Annotated in this window: 18 protein-coding genes and 1 tRNA gene; 10 read left to right on the top strand and 9 right to left on the bottom strand. The window is 44.3% G+C overall.

Translation table 11 applies throughout. From position 1 onward, the window contains the following. Positions 1 to 5: 5 nt before the first annotated feature. The 3 genes from hisG to G496_RS0104865 form a co-directional block, all read right to left on the bottom strand. Positions 6 to 881 carry an ATP phosphoribosyltransferase gene (gene hisG, locus G496_RS0104855; RefSeq protein ID WP_027178293.1) on the bottom strand — a complete coding sequence of 292 codons (876 nt, stop codon included), beginning with the start codon at positions 879 to 881 and terminating at the stop codon, positions 6 to 8. Further along, on the bottom strand, positions 881 to 1,255 hold the full coding sequence (hisI, locus tag G496_RS0104860) for a phosphoribosyl-AMP cyclohydrolase (protein ID WP_027178294.1): 375 nt from the start codon (positions 1,253 to 1,255) through the stop codon (positions 881 to 883). Before hisI ends, hisG begins: the two co-directional genes overlap by 1 nt. A 276-nt stretch (positions 1,256 to 1,531) precedes the next feature. Further along, the gene (locus G496_RS0104865) at positions 1,532 to 1,969 is read right to left on the bottom strand and encodes a Fur family transcriptional regulator (RefSeq protein WP_027178295.1); all 438 of its coding nucleotides are present in this window, start codon (positions 1,967 to 1,969) and stop codon (positions 1,532 to 1,534) included. A gap of 169 nt (positions 1,970 to 2,138) precedes the next feature. On the opposite strand from G496_RS0104865, the gene G496_RS0104870 reads away from it, so the two are divergent. From G496_RS0104870 to G496_RS20440, 3 genes are all read left to right on the top strand, one after another. Then, positions 2,139 to 2,525, top strand: a complete 387-nt coding sequence (locus G496_RS0104870; protein WP_027178296.1) for a hypothetical protein — start codon at positions 2,139 to 2,141, stop codon at positions 2,523 to 2,525. Between the two features lie 219 nt (positions 2,526 to 2,744). Next, entirely contained in the window at positions 2,745 to 4,115 is a 1,371-nt protein-coding gene (gene nhaA, locus G496_RS0104875; protein WP_027178297.1) for a Na+/H+ antiporter NhaA, read from the top strand. A gap of 41 nt (positions 4,116 to 4,156) precedes the next feature. After that, positions 4,157 to 5,269 carry a sensor histidine kinase gene (locus tag G496_RS20440; RefSeq protein ID WP_051294838.1) on the top strand — a complete coding sequence of 371 codons (1,113 nt, stop codon included), beginning with the start codon at positions 4,157 to 4,159 and terminating at the stop codon, positions 5,267 to 5,269. Here G496_RS20440 and G496_RS0104885 read toward each other — a convergent pair. The 5 genes from G496_RS0104885 to G496_RS0104905 all read right to left on the bottom strand — a co-directional run bounded on the left by G496_RS0104885 (position 5,266) and on the right by G496_RS0104905 (position 11,385). Beyond that, entirely contained in the window at positions 5,266 to 5,934 is a 669-nt protein-coding gene (locus G496_RS0104885) for a metalloregulator ArsR/SmtB family transcription factor (protein ID WP_027178298.1), read from the bottom strand. The genes G496_RS20440 and G496_RS0104885 overlap by 4 nt on opposite strands. 53 nt (positions 5,935 to 5,987) lie before the next feature. Then, positions 5,988 to 7,367, bottom strand: a complete 1,380-nt coding sequence (locus G496_RS0104890) for an SLC13 family permease (protein ID WP_027178299.1) — start codon at positions 7,365 to 7,367, stop codon at positions 5,988 to 5,990. Between the two features lie 119 nt (positions 7,368 to 7,486). Further along, positions 7,487 to 10,177 carry a bifunctional acetate--CoA ligase family protein/GNAT family N-acetyltransferase gene (locus tag G496_RS0104895; protein ID WP_027178300.1) on the bottom strand — a complete coding sequence of 897 codons (2,691 nt, stop codon included), beginning with the start codon at positions 10,175 to 10,177 and terminating at the stop codon, positions 7,487 to 7,489. Positions 10,178 to 10,350: 173 nt separating this feature from the next. After that, positions 10,351 to 10,899: a DUF2628 domain-containing protein gene (locus G496_RS20445; protein WP_027178301.1), complete on the bottom strand. Its 549-nt coding sequence runs from the start codon at positions 10,897 to 10,899 to the stop codon at positions 10,351 to 10,353. A gap of 15 nt (positions 10,900 to 10,914) precedes the next feature. Further along, the gene (locus tag G496_RS0104905; protein WP_027178302.1) at positions 10,915 to 11,385 is read right to left on the bottom strand and encodes a DUF2628 domain-containing protein; all 471 of its coding nucleotides are present in this window, start codon (positions 11,383 to 11,385) and stop codon (positions 10,915 to 10,917) included. A 268-nt stretch (positions 11,386 to 11,653) separates the two neighbouring features. Between G496_RS0104905 and hisS the strand changes: the two genes are divergently transcribed. From hisS to G496_RS0104940, 7 genes are all read left to right on the top strand, one after another. After that, on the top strand, positions 11,654 to 12,880 hold the full coding sequence (gene hisS, locus G496_RS0104910; protein ID WP_027178303.1) for a histidine--tRNA ligase: 1,227 nt from the start codon (positions 11,654 to 11,656) through the stop codon (positions 12,878 to 12,880). Between the two features lie 9 nt (positions 12,881 to 12,889). After that, a tRNA-Trp gene (locus tag G496_RS0104915) sits at positions 12,890 to 12,966 on the top strand. A 226-nt stretch (positions 12,967 to 13,192) separates the two neighbouring features. After that, positions 13,193 to 15,013 (top strand): aspartate--tRNA ligase, encoded by a 1,821-nt coding sequence (gene aspS, locus G496_RS0104920; protein ID WP_027178304.1) that lies wholly within the window; start codon positions 13,193 to 13,195, stop codon positions 15,011 to 15,013. A 163-nt stretch (positions 15,014 to 15,176) separates the two neighbouring features. After that, the gene (def, locus tag G496_RS0104925; protein WP_027178305.1) at positions 15,177 to 15,680 is read left to right on the top strand and encodes a peptide deformylase; all 504 of its coding nucleotides are present in this window, start codon (positions 15,177 to 15,179) and stop codon (positions 15,678 to 15,680) included. Then, entirely contained in the window at positions 15,662 to 16,645 is a 984-nt protein-coding gene (fmt, locus tag G496_RS0104930; protein ID WP_027178306.1) for a methionyl-tRNA formyltransferase, read from the top strand. Before def ends, fmt begins: the two co-directional genes overlap by 19 nt. Positions 16,646 to 16,722: 77 nt before the next feature. Further along, positions 16,723 to 17,544 (top strand): DUF116 domain-containing protein, encoded by an 822-nt coding sequence (locus G496_RS18865; protein ID WP_034632421.1) that lies wholly within the window; start codon positions 16,723 to 16,725, stop codon positions 17,542 to 17,544. Positions 17,545 to 17,567: 23 nt separating this feature from the next. Then, positions 17,568 to 18,857 (top strand): transcription antitermination factor NusB, encoded by a 1,290-nt coding sequence (locus G496_RS0104940; RefSeq protein WP_027178307.1) that lies wholly within the window; start codon positions 17,568 to 17,570, stop codon positions 18,855 to 18,857. Here G496_RS0104940 and G496_RS18870 read toward each other — a convergent pair whose 3' ends face one another. Next, positions 18,858 to 19,622: a tetratricopeptide repeat protein gene (locus G496_RS18870; protein ID WP_034632423.1), complete on the bottom strand. Its 765-nt coding sequence runs from the start codon at positions 19,620 to 19,622 to the stop codon at positions 18,858 to 18,860. Positions 19,623 to 20,021 lie beyond the last annotated feature (399 nt).

A 20,021-nucleotide genomic window follows, 5' to 3' on the forward strand; every position in this document is an offset into this window, starting at 1 on the left:
GCGATTTAGATAACTTTGTTAAGGGGATATTCGATTATGCCTTCAGCTCCGAGCTCTTTGAGTTCGGGGATGAGATCACGAACAACTGTTTCGTCAACCATGATTTCAACAGAAATCCATTTGTTGTCGGAAAGTTCGGCAACAGTCGGGGAGTTCAGACTCGGGAGAATCTTCATAGCTGAATCAAGATTATCTTTGGGAAGGTTCATTTTAAGACCGACCATCTTTTCAGCTTTCAGCGCTCCCTGAAGGAGAAGATTGATTTTTTCAATCTTTTTACGCTTCCACGGATCTTCCCATGCTTTTTTGTTGGCAATGAGTCTTGTGTTGGTCTGCATGACCTCGGCAATAATGCGCAGGCCGTGGGCTTTGATAGTGGTACCTGTTTCGGTAACTTCAACAATACCGTCACAGAGTCCTTCAACAACCTTTGCTTCTGTTGCGCCCCATGAGAAGTCAACATCAACAGGGATATTCTGTGATTTGAAATAATTTTTGGTTACGTTAACAAGTTCGGTGGCAATTTTTTTGCCGGCGAGATCTTCAGGCCTTTTGTAAGGAGAGTCTCCTGCTACAGCGAGAACCCAGCGTGCGGGGCGGTTGCTGACTTTTGAATAAACAAGGCTTGAGACTTCTACAACATCGGAATCATTTTCAAGAATCCAGTCTTTTCCTGTCAGACCTACATCAAGGGTTCCGCTGGCAACGTAAGCGGACATTTCCTGTGCGCGGCACATGGAGCAGTTGATGTCTTCGTCATTGATATCAGGAAAATAATTGCGGTGGTGCAGACCGATCTTCCAGCCTGATTTTGCAAAAAGTTTGATTGTAGCATCCTGAAGCGAGCCTTTGGGTACACCGAGTTTTAATTTCTGAGACATTATTTGTAGACCTCCTTGGGATCAAAAACGACTGGGGAACATTCAGTTACTTTGCCGTCTTTAAGTTCACGATAAAAGCAGCTTCTGTAACCTTTGTGGCAAGCGGCTCCGCCGATCTGCTCAATGAGCAGAACCAATGTATCATCATCGCAGTCAATGCGGATGGATTTTATCTTCTGGACATGACCTGAAGTTCCGCCTTTATGCCAGAGAGTCTGCCTGCTTCTGCTCCAATAATGGGCTTCACCGGTTTCAATGGTTTTATTCCATGACTCTTCGTTCATGTAGGCCATCATCAGTACTTCTCCAGTTTCGGCATCCTGCGCGATTGCCGGGACAAGTCCTTTCATTTTTTCAAAATCCGGCTTGATCATACCTTCCTCTGCGTGTTTTTACGAATACGCCCTGCTTGGCCGGCACACGGTCAGGCATGCCTTTCACGCATTCGTAGTCCTTGTGTATTTCAGTTATATATAGACTGCAATATTGAAGGACTGACATACATTGTCAATGTTAAGTTTTTATTGCGGAAGTATTAATTCCGATACATGAGCCTTTAAAAAATCAAGCTTATTCCCTCAGGACAAAAAAAGCGCCTCCTGAGTTCAGGCGGCGCTTTGTAGAAGTTCTGTTGGAAAGTTGCGGGAGAATTATTCTCCTTTTTCCTTACACTCCTTGCATACGCCGAAGAGATACATTTCATGATGTGTGAGAGCGAAACCATGCTTGTTAGCCAGTTTTTCCTGAAGATGTTCAATTTCAGGATCAAGAGCTTCAATGGTTTTGCCGCAATGCTCACAGACCAGATGATCGTGATGCTCATGGCCGTATTTATGCTCGTAACGAAGCACGCCGTCGTTGAAATCAACAGCTTTGGCAATGCCTGATTCAGCAAGAAGTTTGAGGGTACGGTAAACAGTAGCCTGTCCGATGGAAGGATCTTCTTCACGGATTATGTTGTATAGCTCTTCAGATGACAAATGACCTTCCTCACGCAGAAAAATCTCAAGAATGAGTTTTCTCTGAGGGGTCATTTTAAGTTTCTGCTTTGCCAGAAAATCTGTAAATACTATCTGTGCAGGCTTCATAAGTTTATCCGTTTTGTTTAGTCGCATATAAGCAGAACACTGTCTTACATTGGCCTAACTATAAATGTCAAATGGTCATTGCTGTTCAAGTAATGTAGAGGTATGAAAATAACAAGGCTGCAGGATGGCGGAGCTGTTTTTTGAGTTAATCATAATTTAAGGAGTTTCAATGGAAATTCAGGAATTCATACAGGGCTGGGACAAAGATCCCGGCGGTGCCAAAGACATTTTTATCACTCTTAAAAATCTTTTGGAAGAACTTGATGACACCACGATCGCTTTTAAAGCCCGTCCCGGTGTCAGCTATTCAATGCGCGGGGTTAAGGGATCTCAGAAACGTCCGCTTTTCGTCATGGTTGATGTTATTGATGATGATCCTGATAACCGCTGGCTTTCAGTCTGCTTTTACGGCGACTCAGTCACTGACCCGGATGAGGTTGGTGATTTTGTTCCCGAAGGTCTTCTGGGTGAAGACGGTTTCTGCTTTGATGTGGAACCTGAACATAAGGAATATATTTGCGACAGAGTTAAAGAAGCTCATTCTAAAGCTGTTTAGCTTTTATAGAGCAGAGATAATAATAAAATCCGAAATTGGTATTATAAATATCAATTTCGGATTTTATTATTATATATGTACGAAATTTAATTTGTTTTAAGCATTTAATTTGTGCTATTCATAAATTGCAGAAGCTGTTTTATGCCTACTTCTGAGTTGTTGGTCTATAAAGTTTATAGAACTATTTAATATTCAAGATGTAATTGTGGAGAGTATGACATGAGTGAAGATACAAATTCCAAAAATCTTGAACCTGTTTTGCCGATTGAAAAAATTCTTCAGCCGTTTAATGATTTTATAAGAATCGAATCCTCAGGTGGAATCGTGCTTATTTTGAGTACTATTCTGGCTCTTGTCTGGGCTAATTCCCCCTGGGGAGGTCTTTACGAGTCATTCAAGAATATGACTGTAACAATCGGAGCCGGTGATTTTGTCCTCAGCAAACCAGCTGTGTTGTGGATAAATGACGGTTTGATGGCTATTTTCTTTTTTCTGGTAGGGCTTGAGATCAAGCGTGAAGTCCTTGTCGGCGAACTCAATTCACTGAAGCATGCGATGCTGCCTATATTTGCTGCTGTCGGTGGAATGGTAGCTCCAGCACTTTTTTATGCGCTTTTCAATCATGGAACTTCATCCGCTGGCGGCTGGGGAATCCCCATGGCCACTGATATCGCTTTCAGTCTTGGTATTTTATCTCTTCTTGGAAAACGTGCTCCGCTCAGCCTTAAAATTTTTCTGACAGCTGTGGCTATTGTCGATGATATTGGTGCAATTCTGGTAATTGCTATTTTTTATTCATCAGGTATTTCGTTGTATCTCATTGGTTTTGCGATATTTCTGCTGGTAGTGATGTTCGTAATGAACAAGCTGGGTGTTCGTTCCCCAATTCCGTATGTCATTCTGGGCGGCCTGATGTGGCTCGCTTTTCTGAAAAGCGGTATCCATGCGACTGTAGCAGGTGTTCTTGCTGCTATGGCTATTCCTGCACGTTCTGAAATATGCTGTAATAATTTTCTGGTTTCAGCGCGTGATTCACTGGGTGAGTATGAAATGTCCGGTGGTTCAGGAGATACTGTCCTTTCCAATAAAAGAATGCTGTCTGCTCTCGGTGATCTGCATAACACTGTTCTGCTGGCATCGCCTCCACTGAAAAGAATTGAACACAACCTACATTACTGGGTGGCTTTCGGCATTATGCCGATCTTTGCTCTTGCCAATGCGGGGATTGATTTTACCCCGGATAATGGAACAGCAATTAATCTTTTTCATCCTGTCAGTTTTGGTATTATCTGCGGCCTTATTCTGGGTAAAGTTGTCGGAATATGCCTCGCCAGTTTTATTGCCGTTAAAAGCGGAGCGGCCGAGATGCCTTCGGGAATGGTTCCGGGGCACTTTTTCGGAGCCAGTCTGCTCGCTGGAATCGGTTTTACCATGTCGATTTTTATAACCACACTGGCGTGGGATGACAGTTCTGAATTTATAGCAACCGCAAAACTTAGTATTTTGCTTGCCTCTGCAATAGCGGGTCTTGCCGGATTTCTTGTATTAAGAACATGCAGGCTGTCAGTTGGATGTTCTATTGATAATTAAGAAAATCAGGTTGCTTTCCTGTTTTATAAACGGGGTGGATAATGTCTGAATGCTTAGATTTGCTTGAAGAAATAGAGTCCCTCAAAAATAAGCTTGCCCGAAAAAGCGAGGATCTTGATTTCTGCGAAAGGCGTTTTCGTAAAATAGTTGAGCATACCCCGAGCGGGGTGTGTATTACTGATGAAAATGGTATTTTTGAATATGTTAACCCTGCTTACTGCAAGATTTACGGCTATGAGGCTAACGACCTTTTAGGCAAGTCATTTTTGATGATTGTTCCTGAAAAGAATAGACATTTTATGGAAGAACTTCACCGGAAATATATTGACGGGGAAGAAGAAGTTCAGGGTGAATGGGAAGTTGTTGATTCGAAGGGGCAGATAAAAAATATTATTGCCGATGCATCAATGCTTACTGATGGTGACGGGAAAAAATATAAAGCAACCTTCATTGTTGATATCACCAGCAGGCGCAGAATTGAAGAACTCAGAAAAGACGTTGAGCGTATGACACGGCACGATCTGCGAAGCCCTCTTTCTTCATTGATTCATCTGCCTGAGCTGATGAGAGATTTGGGACCGCTCACAGCTGAACAGAGTGATCTGATGGAACTTGTCAGGCTATCAGGCAAAAGGATGCTCAACATGCTGAGTATGTCGATGGAGCTGTTTAAGATGGAAGAGGGGGCTTATGCTCCTGATCTTAAAGAATTTAATCTTATCGATTTGTTAAAAAGGGTTTTTTATGAAGTGACCATGAATATGAGTATTGATAGCTCATCCTGCGTTTTAGAAAATGGAGATTGCCTGATTATCAGGGCGGATGAGAATCTCATAGAGTCTTTATTTTATAATCTGGTTACCAATGCTTTTGAGGCCTCGGAATCACTTCCGGATAAAGAACCGGTGAAAGTCCGTATTAATTGTAATGAAAAAGAAGTGATTGTAGATATTTTGAACAGAGGGGAAGTTCCGCCTGAAGTCAGGGAGACCTTTTTTGATAAATATGTGACCTCTGGCAAGAAAAAGGGAACAGGAATAGGTACTTATATGGCCTCCATGGCCGCAGAAGTTCACGGGGGAAAGATCAGCCTTAATTCTTCTGTTCCCGGATTTACACTGGTTTCAGTTACCCTGCCGCGAACAGAGGATTAATTTTTCAAGGTGACGGTTATTTCATTTCCTGCCAGTCTCCATGCCGGAAAACCGCCTTCAAGATTGAAGACCCTGTAGCCTTTTTCTGCGAGTATTCCCGCAGCAATATAAGGAGAAGGGCAGAAGGTGCTGCGGCAGTAAACAGCACACATTTTTTTATCTGAGCAGTCCGGGATATCTTTAATAGAATCTGTTGTTGCTGAAACCGCTCCGGGAATATGTCCTGAATCATATTCCGTCTGCGGGCGCAGGTCGAAAATTAAAATATTTTCTGAAGAAACAAGTTCATCAAATTTTTCAGCAGCAATATTTTCAAGTGGCGCATTGGAAGGGAGAGTTTCAGACAGCAGCCGGTTAAGTTCAGGAAGATTTTTTATAGCAACATGGTGTAAATGAATCATGAGTGAAATTACCTTGTTGTCTGAAAGAAAATAAATAACCCGCTGACCTTCCTGCCTGCTGTAAATAAGTCCGCACTGCCGTAATATTTTAAGATGATGGGAGGTATTGGCTACAGACATATTGCTGGCCTGTGCCAGTGAATCAACATCTCTTTCTCCCTGTGAAAGCAGTTCCACCAGCTCCACCCGGTTCGCGTGGGCAAGTCCTTTGGCCACGGTTGCAAAGACTTCATTAAGTTGTGATTTAGCTACAGTTCTTGGCATTTTTATATTTACCCCATGTTTAAAGCAGGAAAAGCAGTCTGTTGCCGCTGCGGTCAGCTGGCAGTAATATTAATTCCAATAACTTTCCACCATAACAGATCGAGCGGAAAGAGAATAAAAACAGTTATCAGCGCCAGAGTAAGACATGTAATTAAAATTGAACGGTAAGGAAGCTCTGCTGTCTGGTTTCCCACAACTAGAGGCGGAGCCTGATAAGGAAAAATAATCGTGGAAAATGCCGGAACCAGCAGCATTAGAACAGTATGGAGGGGCATATTTCCGGCTACAGCCAGATCTTTGATCAGAGGCACCATGATAGAAGGGATGCTCGGCATGGAGGTGAACAGTCCTGTGGACATGAACAGGGCCAGCAGGGGTGGCAGGTTAATAATTCCGCCGTCCTGATTGAATGGCATTACCTGCAAAAGGTGCTTGATGAGTATCGAGCTTAAATCAACTGATTTTATTATATTCCCCAACCCGATAGCACAGGCCACAAACAGCAGGGTCTCAATTTTTAATCCCCCCAGCAGTTCTCTGCCGAACCAGCCCCGCAGAGGCAGCAGCAGAATGATAGCCGCACCCATGCTGATCCAGCCCGGTGATATTCCATGGATTGAATCAAGCATCCATAATGCCAGTGCAGCGAGCAGGACGGCAATGGTCCCTTTTTCGCGGATGCTCCAGTTGTCATTTTTTATTTTGATATCCTGACAATCGAGATTTGAAGGAAAGAAAAAGCATAACACAGCCCAGATGCAGATGCCTTTCAGAAGTCCCAGAACAGGAAAGTTTACCAGCAGATAGTGCATATAGCCTATGTCATAATCATAAATGGCTTTGGCTGATCCCGCAAAAACGATATTAGGCAGATTTGCCGGAAGTATGGCAAATGGAGGCATGTATGTCCCCAGAATCCCGGCAAGGACTATGCCTGCGTATCCTTTGTCCCTTGCCGTGAAACCGCAGTCTTTTGCCAGACCAATAAGAATTGGGGTGAGTATTACAATTCTTCCCATTGCCGACGGGATGAAGAATGAAAATATAAGTCCGCCGCAGATAATTTTTGCCAGCAGTGAGCGGTATGTTGTTTTGTCCGTAACTGGAAAAATTGAAGCAAGTCTCCGACTAAGCCCTGATTCACGGATAGCTTTGCCTATTATCAGTCCTGAAAATACCAGCCAGAATGCAGGAGTGGTGAAACCGCTGAATATTACCGCAGGTTCAACCGCATTACTGGCTGCAAGAGTCAGAAAAAATAGTATTGCCGCAGTGCCTTCGGAAATAATTTGAAATCCCCAGCAGCAGATCAGAAAAACAACTGATCCTGCGACAACTCTGGACTGCCATGAATAGCCGCTCATATATATTTCAATAGCTAAAATGAGACATGCAGCAATGATCAGCCCTGCCGAGCGTAATTTATTATGCATTTTATCCTCTTTAAATATTCAAATGAATATTTGAATAATATGCCAGAGTATTATTGTCAATGCCCGGTGTCTGGACTGATTTATGCTATTTTTTAGGCGTAATAGTTTATAATTATTATTTATTTTGAGCAGTCTAGCTTGAGGTCGACAATGTCTTCATCTTCATTTTCTGTTATTTCAAAACCGAATTTTTTAGCTAATCCCTGCATGGCCTTGTTTTCAAAAAGAGTCTGGCCGACAAGAAATTCTGTCCGCCTTTCTTTGGTATAGCCAATAATTTTTTTGAAAAGAATGCTTCCGAGTCCTGATCCCTGCATATCGGAGCGAACCAGAATAGCGAACTCGGCTTCCGAGTTGTCAGGTATGGTTGAGGTCCTGACAACTCCAAGAGTTTCAGGGATACCGTCATCGCTTTGTGTTGTAGCAATAAAAGCCATTTCCCGGTCGTAATCAATCTGGGTAAAGCGTGACATGTCTTTATGGTCGAATTCACGGCGCACTACCCCGAAGAAGCGCATCCGCATATCTTCATCGGAAATCTGCGTTAAAAAGCTGTAATGTGCTGGCTCGTCTTCCGGTCTTATCGGTCTCAAGGTTACATGCCTTCCGTCTTTCAGGGTCACACTTTCCTCAAGTTCTCTGGGGTATGGGCGAATAGCGAGTTGAGGACATTTTTCGCCGCATCCGGTAACTTCAATTTTTGCGCCGAGGGCCAGAACTCCGGATTCATCGGCATACAGGGGATTGATATCCAGATGGGTTATCTGTGGAAGGTCTATAAAAAGCTGTGAGACCTGAATAAGTGTAAGGCAGAGGTCTTCAATATCAACTGCCGGCTGTGTTGGGGTACCTGAAAGGAGTCTTGAAATATTCGTACGGCCAATAAGTTCCCTCGCCAGACTCATGTTAAGGGGAACTATGGAAACAGCCTGATCAAGTACAAGTTCTCTGGTCATTCCGCCATGACCAAAGTGAACTATGGGGCCGAATTTTTCGTCAATTGAGCCGGAAATGAAAAGTTCGAATGCTCCCGGTCTGCGTCCCATTTTCTGGACCGTAAAGCCGTCTATATATGCATCTGGACGCTGTTTGTTGACCCTTGTCAGTATGTGTGCCGCGGCATCCCAGACCTTATCGGGGCTTTCAAGGTCCAGAGCGACACCACCGACATCAAAGGGATGGCTGATCTGCGGTGAACGAAGCTTCAGTGCCACCGGACATCCCATTTCATCCGCGGCTATGACGGCTTCTTTCGCCGAAAGGGCAAATCTTGTTTCAACAACAGGAATACCGTAAGCCGCCATTACTTTTCTTGCTTCACTTTCACTTAGAGTTTCCCGGCCGTCTTTCAGGGCTTTGGAAACTATTTTTCTTGCTCTTTCAGTATCCGGGAAAAAGTCTGTCGGCAGTGAGTCCGGTGTCTCTGTCAGCAGCTCCTGACTGCGCTGGTATTGGGCCATATACATAAAAGCCCTGACAGCATGGTCTTCGCTGACATAAGTCGGGATTCCGGCAGCAGAAAAGACCTGCCTGCCTTTTCGGGCCATTCCTGATCCAAGCCAGGCCGTGAGAACCATTCTTTTAATTTTTTTAAGGCCGCTGGAAAGATCTTCAGCTATCTGGAGGCTTGAAATTCCGGCAAAGGGAACATGTACGATAAGCACAGCGTCAACGCCTTTGTCTTTAAACAGAATTTTGACAACCTCGGCGCATGTTTTTCCATCAGCATTAAATGACAGCTTAACAGGATTGGATCTATTCCAGCTGCCATTAAGGATTCCATCCAGCTTTTCTTTTGTTTCTTCACTGAATGAAGCAATTGTTCCGCCTCGTCTGATGAGACTGTCGGCGGCGGTTAGTCCCGCGCTTGATCCGTTGACTATAATTGCCAGCTTATTTCCTCTTACGGGCTGGCGCAGGGTGGCGATGGTCTGTGCTGCATCAAAAAGTTCATCAATGGTCTGCACTCTAAGCATACCGGCGCGTTTAAAAGCAACATCATATATTTCATCGGAAAGCGGGTCGAGTGGACGGTCCAGTCTGACCAGACCGTTTTTAATTCTTTCAAGTGCCTGCCCCGGCCTGATTGTCAGTACCGGTTTATTGCGGGATGCAGCTCTTGCGGCGGACATGAATTCCCGGGCATTTCTTATCGACTCGACATATAATAATATGGATCTGGTCATTGGATCAGAGCCAAGATAATCAAGCACATCACTGAACGAAAGATCTACTCTGCTGCCAAGGGAAATTACATGCGAAAATCCTATTTCATTGGAATCAGCCCAGTCTAGAACGGTGGTGATAAAGCTGTCCGACTGTGAAACAAAGGCAATTTTGCCCTGTTTGGCCACCAGCGGGGCAATGCTGGCGTTGAGATTCATGTGGGGGATAATAAGCCCCAGACTTTTGGGGCCGAGAAGCCGCATCTTTGGCGGTTGGGCTGCTATAACCAGATTTTTGCGGATTTTTTTGCGTTCGTCTTCATCCTGAGTTGTATATCCGGGTCCTATGATGGCTGCGGCCTTTACTCCGCGTTTGCGTAACTGGATTATTATTTCAGGGCATTCTTCAAGAGGTCTGCATATTATGGCCAGATCAGGTATTTTGGGGAGTTCGGATACGCTTTTGTAGGTGAGAACACCGGAGATGGCTTCGTCATCTGCTGCAACCGGCATTACCGGTCCCAGAAAGCCTCCTCCCATCAGGTTCCGCATGAGAATATTCCCGGCATTCCCGGCGTCATTGGTTGCGCCGATAACAGCTACAGAACTGGGCTGGAAAAGTGACTTCAGGTTTATGACGCTCATTCAGACCTCTTTTAAAAGACGGTTTTCGGACAGAATCGACTGACACTGAATGGTAGCAAAAAAATATCGGGATTGAAATTGGTTATAACCGCTTTTTATTATTTATGGTTTATCATAAATAATAAAAAGCCGGGTTTAAATCTCTGATTTAAACCCGGTCGAAAATATACCGGCTATATTTCTTTTGGTGCTGGTTGCTGGTTTTTTGGTATTGTTTGCGGTGGATTATGATGTTCAGGTTTTTCTTTTATAATTATTTCCTGATGATATATTTTTGTATTCTTTAAAAATGAGTCATGGAAATAGAATCCTGCTGCAGTGAAAATAAGCACCAGTGCGATACTGTTCCATAGTACCCAGCGGTGAACTCCCCCGGCTTCCCTAAGTGCCTCGGCTGTGCTGTGTTCAGGATTGCATGATTTTATATGCTGTATTTTTTTCCGGCAATCCAGATAATAAATGTAATTTGCACAGATGCCGCAGGCGAGCTGGACAAGGAATCCTCCAATTGAGACAAAAACAAGAGACAGGGCAGCCCATAAATAAAGTTTGCGGTATAAAAACCAGAATGGTCCGAAGAAAAATGCCGGCCAGTGCCATGTGAGAGCAAATCTGTTGTTTCTTATTCTGAATTTCGAAAATTTGTATAAGTATTTTATTTTATTTTTACCTACAAATTCTGAAAGATCCTCTTCCGTTACTTGATTAGTATTTTCCTGCATATTTCCGTTTCGCTTTTACATCATGAACTGGTGCATGCTGAGCATCATCGCACCGCCGAAGAATATTGTGACAAAGAAGATCCAGACCGGTTGAAGGAAGAAACATATTATTCCGACTATTTTGACCCAGCTGTGAACGCCACCCGCATCCTGCAGGACATGCCTGACATTTTGCGGATTGCAGCCCTCTGTAATCATGTTTATTTTTGTGGAGCAGTCGCGATAATACAGATAGTAAGCACTGAGGCCATAACCTATCTGGGCAATGAAATTTCCGAAAGGCAGGAATGTCACCAAAAGTGATATGACTGCCCAGAAATACATTTTACGGTACAAAAACCACCAGAATCCAAAGAAAAAGGCCGGCCAGTGCCATGTTACGGTAAAACTTTCCCTAAGAGCCTGAAACTTGGAAAAGTTATACAGATATTTATATGAATTAGGGCCTATATAGGCCTCGTAGTCTTCTGTAGTTGTGATAAACATATTTTCCGGCATGCTGCTAGGTTCTAAAGTTTGGTTGATTAACTTAATTATTTAAGGCAGACATGCAATCTGTCTGACTGTGCTGCTCTTTCAGCATACAGTAAAGACTCTTATGCATCAATTTTTACATATCCATGAAGTTGACTGTTTTTTGACATTGCCCGGGTTATAGTCTAACGAAATTTGGTTCCACGGCCAGTGTTGCATACGGACTGGAATTAAACTTCATTTAAATAGAAATTTTTCAGTATATTTTAAGAGATCAGATATGTCCAAAGTTCAGAAAATAAAAGGTGTTGCAGACCTTTATCCTGAAGAAAGCGCCAAATATGCTTTCATGGAAGCAACAGCAAGAAAAATCTTTGGTGGTTACGGCTTCGGAGAACTCCGGACCCCTATATTAGAAAAAACAGAACTTTTCTGTCGCTCCATTGGTGAAGAAACCGATGTTGTGCAAAAAGAAATGTATACCTTCCCGGACCGCAAAGGACGTTCACTTACCATGCGTCCTGAAGCTACAGCAGGGGTTGTTCGTTCATACGTTGAAAACAAGATTTATCAGCCCGGCAAGGTAAGCAAATATTTTACTATCGGACCTATGTTCCGCTATGAGCGTCCTCAGGCCGGACGCATGCGCCAGTTTCATCAGATAAACGCTGAAGCTTTCGGATCTCCAGAACCTCAGGCTGATGCTGAAATTCTGCTGATGCTTTCTGCTTTCCTTAGTGAAATAGGCCTTGAGAAGCTTTCAATTGAGCTTAATTCTCTCGGATGTCCTGAATGTCGCCCTGTTTATAAAAAAGCTCTTGATGATTTTTTCAATACCATTGATAAAGAGCAGCTCTGTGATGACTGCCGGCGCCGGGTCGACACAAACCCTCTGCGCGTGCTTGACTGCAAGGTCGGTAAATGCAAGGAACTGACCGCTGATGCTCCTTCCATTCCCGACCATCTCTGTCAGGACTGCCGGGATCATTTTGACGCCGTGCTTGAAGTTCTTCAAAAGGCCGGACTGAGCTATACTTTGAATCCCCGTCTGGTAAGGGGACTTGATTATTATCAGCGTACGACTTTTGAAGTTACATCCGGAGATATAGGCTCGCAGACTGCTGTTGCAGGTGGTGGCCGTTATGACGGGCTTATTCACTCCCTTGGTGGAGCTAAAGTTCCCGGTATCGGATTTGCCTGCGGCATGGAAAGGCTTGCCATGCTTCTTGATGGTAATTATGACCGCAAGATGGATTTCTATGTTGCGGTTGTTGATGAAAGAAGCTCCAACGATGCTCTTTTGTTTGCAGAAAAGCTTCGTCGCGAAGGTCAGTGCGGGGAAGTCGGCTTTGCTGCTAAAAGCATGAAAGCGCAGCTTAGATATGCAAATAAGCTTGAAGTCGGAAAGTGTTATATTTTCGGCTCTGAAGAGTTTGAGAACAGGACTGTAACGGTTAAAGATATGGCTGAAGGCGGAGAGCAGACAACAATTCCGCTTGATATATAAATTTTATGCAGGGCAGTAGCTCTAACGGCTAGAGCGCCGGTCTCCAAAACCGGATGCTGGGGGTTCGAATCCCTCCTGCCCTGCCATTTTTAAGGTTTTAAAATAGATTGTTTTTGAGACATAGTCAGCCGGGGCATATTTTTATGCTTTGTTTAATCTGATTGTTTCAGCTACGAACTTAAAATTCAGGTTATTTTTAAAGAGATTTTGAAATTTCCTGAAAAAAGCCGTTGCTTCCGCTTAAATGGGCTGCGGTGTTTAATAAAGACTTTTAATAAAATTATTCTATAAATTTTAAGAGGATAAGACAAAATGTCAGAACAGATGGATGAACGCAGTTACGATGAATACCGGGTTATTGAAGACCTGGGAGGCTGGAAGCGCACCCACTCATGTAATGAGCTGACCGCCGCTAATATCGGTGATGAAGTCCTTCTTATGGGCTGGGTTCAGTTTCGCCGCGACCATGGCGGTCTTATTTTTATCGACCTGCGTGACCGCGAAGGTCTTACTCAGGTTGTTTTCAGCCCCGAGCATAATACCGACGCACATGAACGCGCCCATGCCATCCGTTCCGAGTATGTTGTTGCTGTAAAAGGTGTTGTGCGCGCCCGTCCTGACGGCATGATCAATACCGGTATGAAAACCGGTGAAGTTGAAATTGTCGTAGATGAATGGAAGCTGCTTAATACTTCCGATACTCCGCCGTTTGCCATTGAAGACAGAACAGATGCTTCAGAAATGCTGCGTCTCAAGTACCGTTTTCTTGACCTGCGCCGCCCTGTCCTCGCTAAAAATTTTATTCTGCGCAACAAAGCTGCCCAGTCAGTTCGCCGCTATCTTGACGGAAGGGGATTTCTTGAAGTCGAGACTCCTGTGCTGACTAAAAGCACACCTGAAGGTGCAAGAGATTTTCTGGTACCAAGCCGCCTCAATAACGGCGAATTCTACGCTCTGCCGCAGTCTCCTCAGCTTTTTAAACAGATGCTGATGGTTTCCGGTCTTGATCGTTATTTCCAGATCGTCAAATGTTTCCGCGATGAAGATTTGCGCGCCGATCGTCAGCCTGAATTTACTCAGATTGATATTGAAATGAGCTTCACTGACGAAGAGCAGGTGATGGACCTTGCTGAAAATATGGTTCGTACCCTTTTCAAGGAAACCATAGACGTTGAGCTTCCTTCTGAATTTCCGAGAATGACTTTTGCTGAAGCCATCCGTGATTACGGTGTGGATAAGCCTGATGTCCGTTTTGATCTTAAGCTTCAGGATGTGACTGAAATCTTCCGCGGATCAGATTTCAAGGTCTTCGGTAAAGCTGAAGTTGTTAAAGTTCTGCGTGTTCCCAATGGCGGAGAACTGAGCCGCAAGGAAATTGACGAATATACCAAGTTCGTTGAAATCTACGGTTCCAAGGGACTAGCCTGGATCAAAGTTAAAGAGGATGCCTGGCAGTCACCAATCGTTAAATTCTTCAGTGAAGATGAAAAAGCAAAGCTTGCTGAAATTACCGGAGTAAAGCCCGGAGATATTCTTTTCTTCCAGGCCGGACAGGCTGATATAGCAAACACCGCTCTTGGTTCACTCAGAATCAAACTCGGCGAACGCTTCGGACTTATTGATGAAAAGGCTTTCGCTCCGATGTGGGTTACAGACTTTCCGCTGCTTGAGTACAATCCTGATGAAAAAAGATATGTTGCCAGACATCATCCTTTCACTTCACCGCAGCCGGGACAGCTGGATACAGTAAGTGAAAAGCCGGATGAAGCTCTTGCAAGAGCTTATGACCTTGTTTTGAACGGTAATGAGATCGGTGGCGGTTCCATCCGTATCCATACTCCTGAAATGCAGGAGAAAATGTTCAAGGCTCTCGGTATAAGTGAAGAAGAAGCCCGCTCCAAATTCGGTTTCCTTATGGATGCTTTGAAATTCGGTGCACCGCCTCATGGAGGCATTGCCTTTGGTCTGGACAGACTTATTATGATAATGTGCGGAGCAAAATCCATCCGTGACGTTATAGCTTTCCCCAAAACTCAGAAAGCTACATGTCTTATGACCGAAGCACCCGGCACTGTTTCAAGCCGCCAGCTTCGTGAACTTGGAATCAGGCTGCGCGAAAAGAAAGAAGCATAGCGGGCTTTCCCATAACTGTATAAAATACTGCGCCGGGGCGGTCTGCTCGCGGCGCAGTTTTTTTTATAAAATTTATTTGAAACTATTCTGTTTTTTTCCGTAAAGTGGGTGATGGTTTGCAGCCATGCTCAACTCACCCCGGATACGGGAAGGATGAAATATTATGAAACTTGATATAGTAAAGTATCCCGAAGCGGTATTGGCTGAAAAATGCTCCGAGGTGAAAGAGATTACCCCGGAACTTAAAGAGCTGATTGATAACATGGTGGAGACCATGTACGAGGATGACGGAATAGGTCTTGCCGCACCGCAGGTCGGTAAGGCGATCAGGCTGATTGTCATTGATCCGTCAGGCCCCAAAAGCCGCGAAGATTTGCATGTTATTGTTAATCCGGTGATTATTGAAAGGGAAGGAGAGGTCGACTCGGAAGAAGGTTGTCTTTCCTGCCCGGGATTCAGCTGCGTTGTTAAACGCAGTGAAAAGGTCACAGTTACCGGTATGGATGAAAACGGTAATGATGTGCGCATTGAAGCTGATCAGATGAAAGCTATTGTTTTACAGCATGAAATTGATCATCTTGAAGGTATAACTCTTGTGAATAAAGTCGGCCGTTTGAAAAAGGCCATGTATGACAAGAAGATAAAAAAATGGCTGAAGAATCAGTAATGAAAAAACGTGTAGTGTTTATGGGCACCCCGGATTTCGCGGCTGTAATACTCAAGGATCTCCTTGAGTGGGGCGGCTGTGATATTATTGGTGTTTATACACAGCCTGACCGTCCGGGTGGAAGAGGGCAAAAGCTGCGTCAGTCTCCTGTCAAGGAAACCGCACTTGAGTGGAATCTTCCGGTGTACCAGCCGGTTAACTTCAAGGATAAAGCTGATATAGAGACCTTAAGATCTCTTGAGCCTGATTACCTTGTTGTTGCCGCTTACGGTCTTATTCTGCCTCAGGATGTACTTGATTGCGCTAAGATCATGCCGATCAATGTTCATGCTTCACTTCTGCCGAAATACCGTGGAGCTGCTCCCATCCAGCGCGCTATTGAAAATGGCGAAGCCGCTACCGGTATAACCATAATGAAAATGGAAGCCGGACTTGATACCGGCCCCATGCTTCTGCAGCATGCTTTAGGAATTGCCTGGGATGATTATGCCGGAAAGATTCATGATGAGCTTGCGGCGATGGGCGGACCTATGGTTATTGAAACCATGCAGAGGTACGACGATGGCACTATGAGTGTTTTCAAACAGGATGATGAACTTGCCACCTATGCCGCAAAACTGAGCAAAGAGGATGGCCTGATAGACTGGAACCGTCCTGCCGGTAAAGTTCATGATCAGATCAGGGCTATGCATCCATGGCCCGGTGCTTATTTTTTCTGGAAAAATGAAGACGGAAATGACGAACTTCGTCTTAATATTTATCCCGGCAGGGTTTCTGATGAAAGTGCCGAGGGAATAAAACCCGGAACTCTTCTGGAGCAGCCCGGCGGAATACTTGGCATAGCCTGCGCCGATAAAATTTATCTTGTTGATAAGATCAAGCCGGCTGGTAAAAAAGCTATGGATTCTCAGGGTTTTCTCTGTGGCTATCTTGGACGCTGCTGTATAATTGAGCATAAAGATTAGCTCACACGTCTAAACGCCTCTAATTTTAAAGGCAAAACCTCGTTCTGGCCTATGGCCTGTCGGACCGGGAAGGAACTGTGAATCAGGAAAAAGATAATACTAAAAAACGTCTTTTCATCGGCCTTATAACTGCGTGCAGTTTTCTGCTGTGTCTGTTTCTGGGAATGCTCTGGTATGTTCCTTTTATGGGAATATCCTTTTTCGGGTCATGGGCATCGTGGATTCTTGGACTGGTGGTCGGTTTAATTATATTAGTGATCTGCTGGGCTTATGCCGGCCTGCTGGTCAATATTGTTCTTCATAAAACTTTTTTGTTTTCCAAAAGGTCACGAGGGCTGACTATAAAACTTTTTTTGCCCCTCATGACAATGCTTGGAAGAATTTTCGGACTTTCAAAGCGTAGGATCAGGGCTTCATTTATTAAAGTTAACAACGAGCTGGTACTGACTGAAGCCGGGACCTATGCTCCTGATAAGATCCTGATGCTGACTCCGCACTGTCTTCAGAACAGTCATTGCAATATGCGCCTTACTTATGACGTTGATAACTGTAAACGTTGTGGTAAATGCTGCATAAAGGGATTGCTTGAGCTGCGTGACAGGTATGGTGCTAATTTTGCCGTGGCAACCGGCGGAACGATTGCAAGACGCATTGTTGTTAATACCAGACCCAAACTCATAATCGCCATAGCCTGTGAACGTGATCTTTCGAGCGGGATTCAGGATACATATCCTCTGCCGGTCTATGGTGTGCTTAATGAGCGTCCCAACGGACCATGTCTTGATACTCAGGTGGCTTTGAGTGATGTTGAAAAAGCTTTACGCAGGTTTATAAAATCTGACATGCTTCCTGACGACCTTGAAAACAATACCGTACTTACTCCTATTACCGGTCTTTAACAGATCAAAAAGAGCTTGCAGCCATGGGTAAAAAATTTTCCATAGCCGGCCCCCGTGGGCTGGCATTAGAATGTGTGTCCAAAACCGTTGACGGCGGTCTGGATGCCCAGGCGGCTCTTGATGTCGTGCTCAGCTCGGCTGATATTGACTCCCGTGACCGGGGCTTTGTTACGGAACTTTTTTACGGTTATCTTCGGATGAGGATTCGTATCAACAGAGTTCTGGGTTGTTTTCTTTCGCGCCCTGAGGGTCTTCCTGTAAAAATTATGCAGATACTGGGCCTTGCTTCCCATGAAATACTGCATATGGACCGTGTTCCTGCTTATGCCTCGGTTGACTGGGGTGTTGATGCGGCCAAAGCCTTTTCCAAAGGAAAGCTCGGCGGTCTGGCCAATGCTGTTCTGCGTAAAGTGGCCAGAGTTTCAGAAGATGGGCTGGATGAAGATTTTTTCAAAAGGAACAGTCATTCCGAGCTGGAAGAGTTGTCCGCATGCTATTCCTGTCCTGAATGGATTGTTGATCTCTGGCTTAAAAGCTATGGCCGGGATACCGCGCACAATTATCTTAAAGCACAGATAAAGGCTCCGGCAGCAGGCTTTGTGCTGGATGTTCGTGACAAAAATGCCGCTTCTGTTGCTGACGCAGTCACTAATGATTCCGAACTTATCGAAGGTGACGGAGCTGGTTTTGCCTTTCCTTCAGGATATCGTCCTGAAAGTTTCAGTGATCTTCCCGGACATTTGTGCGTGAGGCAGAGCTATGCAGCAAGACAGGCTCTGGCAAGTCTTGATCCTTTAACCTGGGATACTCCGGTCTGGGATGCCTGCGCTGGACGTGGCGGAAAGTCCAGATATCTTGTTCGTTCCGGAATTAAGAATGTTCTGGCAAGTGATCCCCATCAGGGAAGGCTGGCAATGCTTGATAGCGAGCTTCCTGATCTTGCCAAGTTCAGGGCTTCGGCAATTGCACCACCTCTTGCTGATGAAAGCCTCGGTACTGTTTTGCTTGATGTTCCCTGTTCAGGACTGGGGGGCTTAAGCCGTAGACCGGATACAAAATTTAAGCGCAGCCTTGAGGATACCGATTCTCTGGTTGTTCTACAGTCTAAAATTCTCGACAATTGCTGGAAGGCCGTAAGAAAGGGCGGTAAGCTGGCTTATATCACCTGCACGCTGAACCCGGACGAGAATGAAAGTCAGATCAGCAAATTTATTGCGCGTACACCTGATGCCGAAGTTGTAAATGAGTGGTCGACACCGGAAGATTCAGGATTAAACGAGTTTCTGTATTCTGCCCTTCTTGAAAAAAAATAATTATCTCTGAGCGTTCTGGCTCTGCATTTTTTTAGCGTAGTCCAGAAATTTCTGGGCTTCTTCATGTTCAGGATTGATTTCCAGAGCTTTTTCCAGATGTTCTATGCATGATTTTAATTCGCCTTTTTCATAGTAAGCTCTGGCCATATTATAATGCAGGTTTTCATCCCTTGAGGACATTTCAAGGGCTCGGTTATAATAATCTATAGCCTGATCCTGCATACCTGTCTTTCTTAAGTTAATTCCAAATTCATTAAACAGGTGTTTGTGTTCCTGTTTGAAAGCTGCATCAAGTTTCACCAGTCTTTCAAAAATATCATTTGCTTTGTGGGTTTCTCCACGCTCCATGTATGTAAGACCAAGCCCGAAGTTTGCTTTTACATTGTCCGCATCAACTCCGATAGCCTTTTGAAATTCAAATTCAGCTGAATATGTCGCCCCGGCCTGACGTGCTTTTTCACCACGCTGGATGGTCGAATTCAGCTCCTGCATTTTGGGGTAGACTGTTGAGACATAGAATTCCGGTTCAGGTGAATATTTAGACAGAAATTCTTCTTTGCTTATTTCCTTCTTCGGTCCGGCAGGTATGTAGCTGGTGTTCAAGGCCTGTATTTCGATTGCACCGGAGTCCAGCTCTTCTGCCTGCCAGTACATTTTACTGATCGTTCTACGGACCGTGGTACCTGTACCTATTTTCTGTACAGTCTGACTTGAAAAAATACCTTTGATTTTTTCTCGTTCAATGTTTGTAGAAGGAGTGGACACTTTTTATACCTCTTAAAATCAACTTACATGATGCGAATGTACCCACATTCGGAAACTTTAATTAACATAAAGTATTAAGATTAGGCTAGCCTTGATGGGCTCATTCACTGGGAGTACTCTTTTTAGAGCCATTTTTAAGGTCTAGTCACTTATTTTTATGGTGATGACTTTCCAATTTATCTAATGTAAGTACTCTCTCTAATTTATAAAATATATATTATAAATTATTACTGATTCAGTCCTACCGGCATAAACGGTCATACTTATGTAAATTTATTGTTTTATTGCTGTGCAGGGTATTTTCAAGGGTGCATTATTTCAGGTAGATGCTTTTTATAAGTTGTTCCAAGCCGGGCTGATTTTACTTTTCAGGTAGACACCGCTGTGTTTTGGACGATG

The organism is Maridesulfovibrio bastinii DSM 16055 (assembly GCF_000429985.1).
Classification (GTDB): domain Bacteria; phylum Desulfobacterota; class Desulfovibrionia; order Desulfovibrionales; family Desulfovibrionaceae; genus Maridesulfovibrio; species Maridesulfovibrio bastinii.

Bases quoted from the DNA above. Each gene is read 5' to 3' on its own strand.
- G496_RS20440 (WP_051294838.1), top strand. From the start codon at position 4,157: ATGTCTGAATGCTTAGATTTGCTTGAAGAAATAGAGTCCCTCAAAAAT.
- hisI (WP_027178294.1), bottom strand. From the start codon at position 1,255: ATGATCAAGCCGGATTTTGAAAAAATGAAAGGACTTGTCCCGGCAATC.
- G496_RS0104895 (WP_027178300.1), bottom strand. From the start codon at position 10,177: ATGAGCGTCATAAACCTGAAGTCACTTTTCCAGCCCAGTTCTGTAGCT.
- G496_RS0104870 (WP_027178296.1), top strand. From the start codon at position 2,139: ATGGAAATTCAGGAATTCATACAGGGCTGGGACAAAGATCCCGGCGGT.
- def (WP_027178305.1), top strand. From the start codon at position 15,177: ATGAAACTTGATATAGTAAAGTATCCCGAAGCGGTATTGGCTGAAAAA.
- G496_RS0104905 (WP_027178302.1), bottom strand. From the start codon at position 11,385: ATGTTTATCACAACTACAGAAGACTACGAGGCCTATATAGGCCCTAAT.
- G496_RS0104885 (WP_027178298.1), bottom strand. From the start codon at position 5,934: ATGCCAAGAACTGTAGCTAAATCACAACTTAATGAAGTCTTTGCAACC.
- G496_RS0104865 (WP_027178295.1), bottom strand. From the start codon at position 1,969: ATGAAGCCTGCACAGATAGTATTTACAGATTTTCTGGCAAAGCAGAAA.
- aspS (WP_027178304.1), top strand. From the start codon at position 13,193: ATGTCAGAACAGATGGATGAACGCAGTTACGATGAATACCGGGTTATT.
- G496_RS0104940 (WP_027178307.1), top strand. From the start codon at position 17,568: ATGGGTAAAAAATTTTCCATAGCCGGCCCCCGTGGGCTGGCATTAGAA.
- hisG (WP_027178293.1), bottom strand. From the start codon at position 881: ATGTCTCAGAAATTAAAACTCGGTGTACCCAAAGGCTCGCTTCAGGAT.
- fmt (WP_027178306.1), top strand. From the start codon at position 15,662: ATGGCTGAAGAATCAGTAATGAAAAAACGTGTAGTGTTTATGGGCACC.
- G496_RS20445 (WP_027178301.1), bottom strand. From the start codon at position 10,899: ATGCAGGAAAATACTAATCAAGTAACGGAAGAGGATCTTTCAGAATTT.
- G496_RS0104890 (WP_027178299.1), bottom strand. From the start codon at position 7,367: ATGCATAATAAATTACGCTCGGCAGGGCTGATCATTGCTGCATGTCTC.
- nhaA (WP_027178297.1), top strand. From the start codon at position 2,745: ATGAGTGAAGATACAAATTCCAAAAATCTTGAACCTGTTTTGCCGATT.
- hisS (WP_027178303.1), top strand. From the start codon at position 11,654: ATGTCCAAAGTTCAGAAAATAAAAGGTGTTGCAGACCTTTATCCTGAA.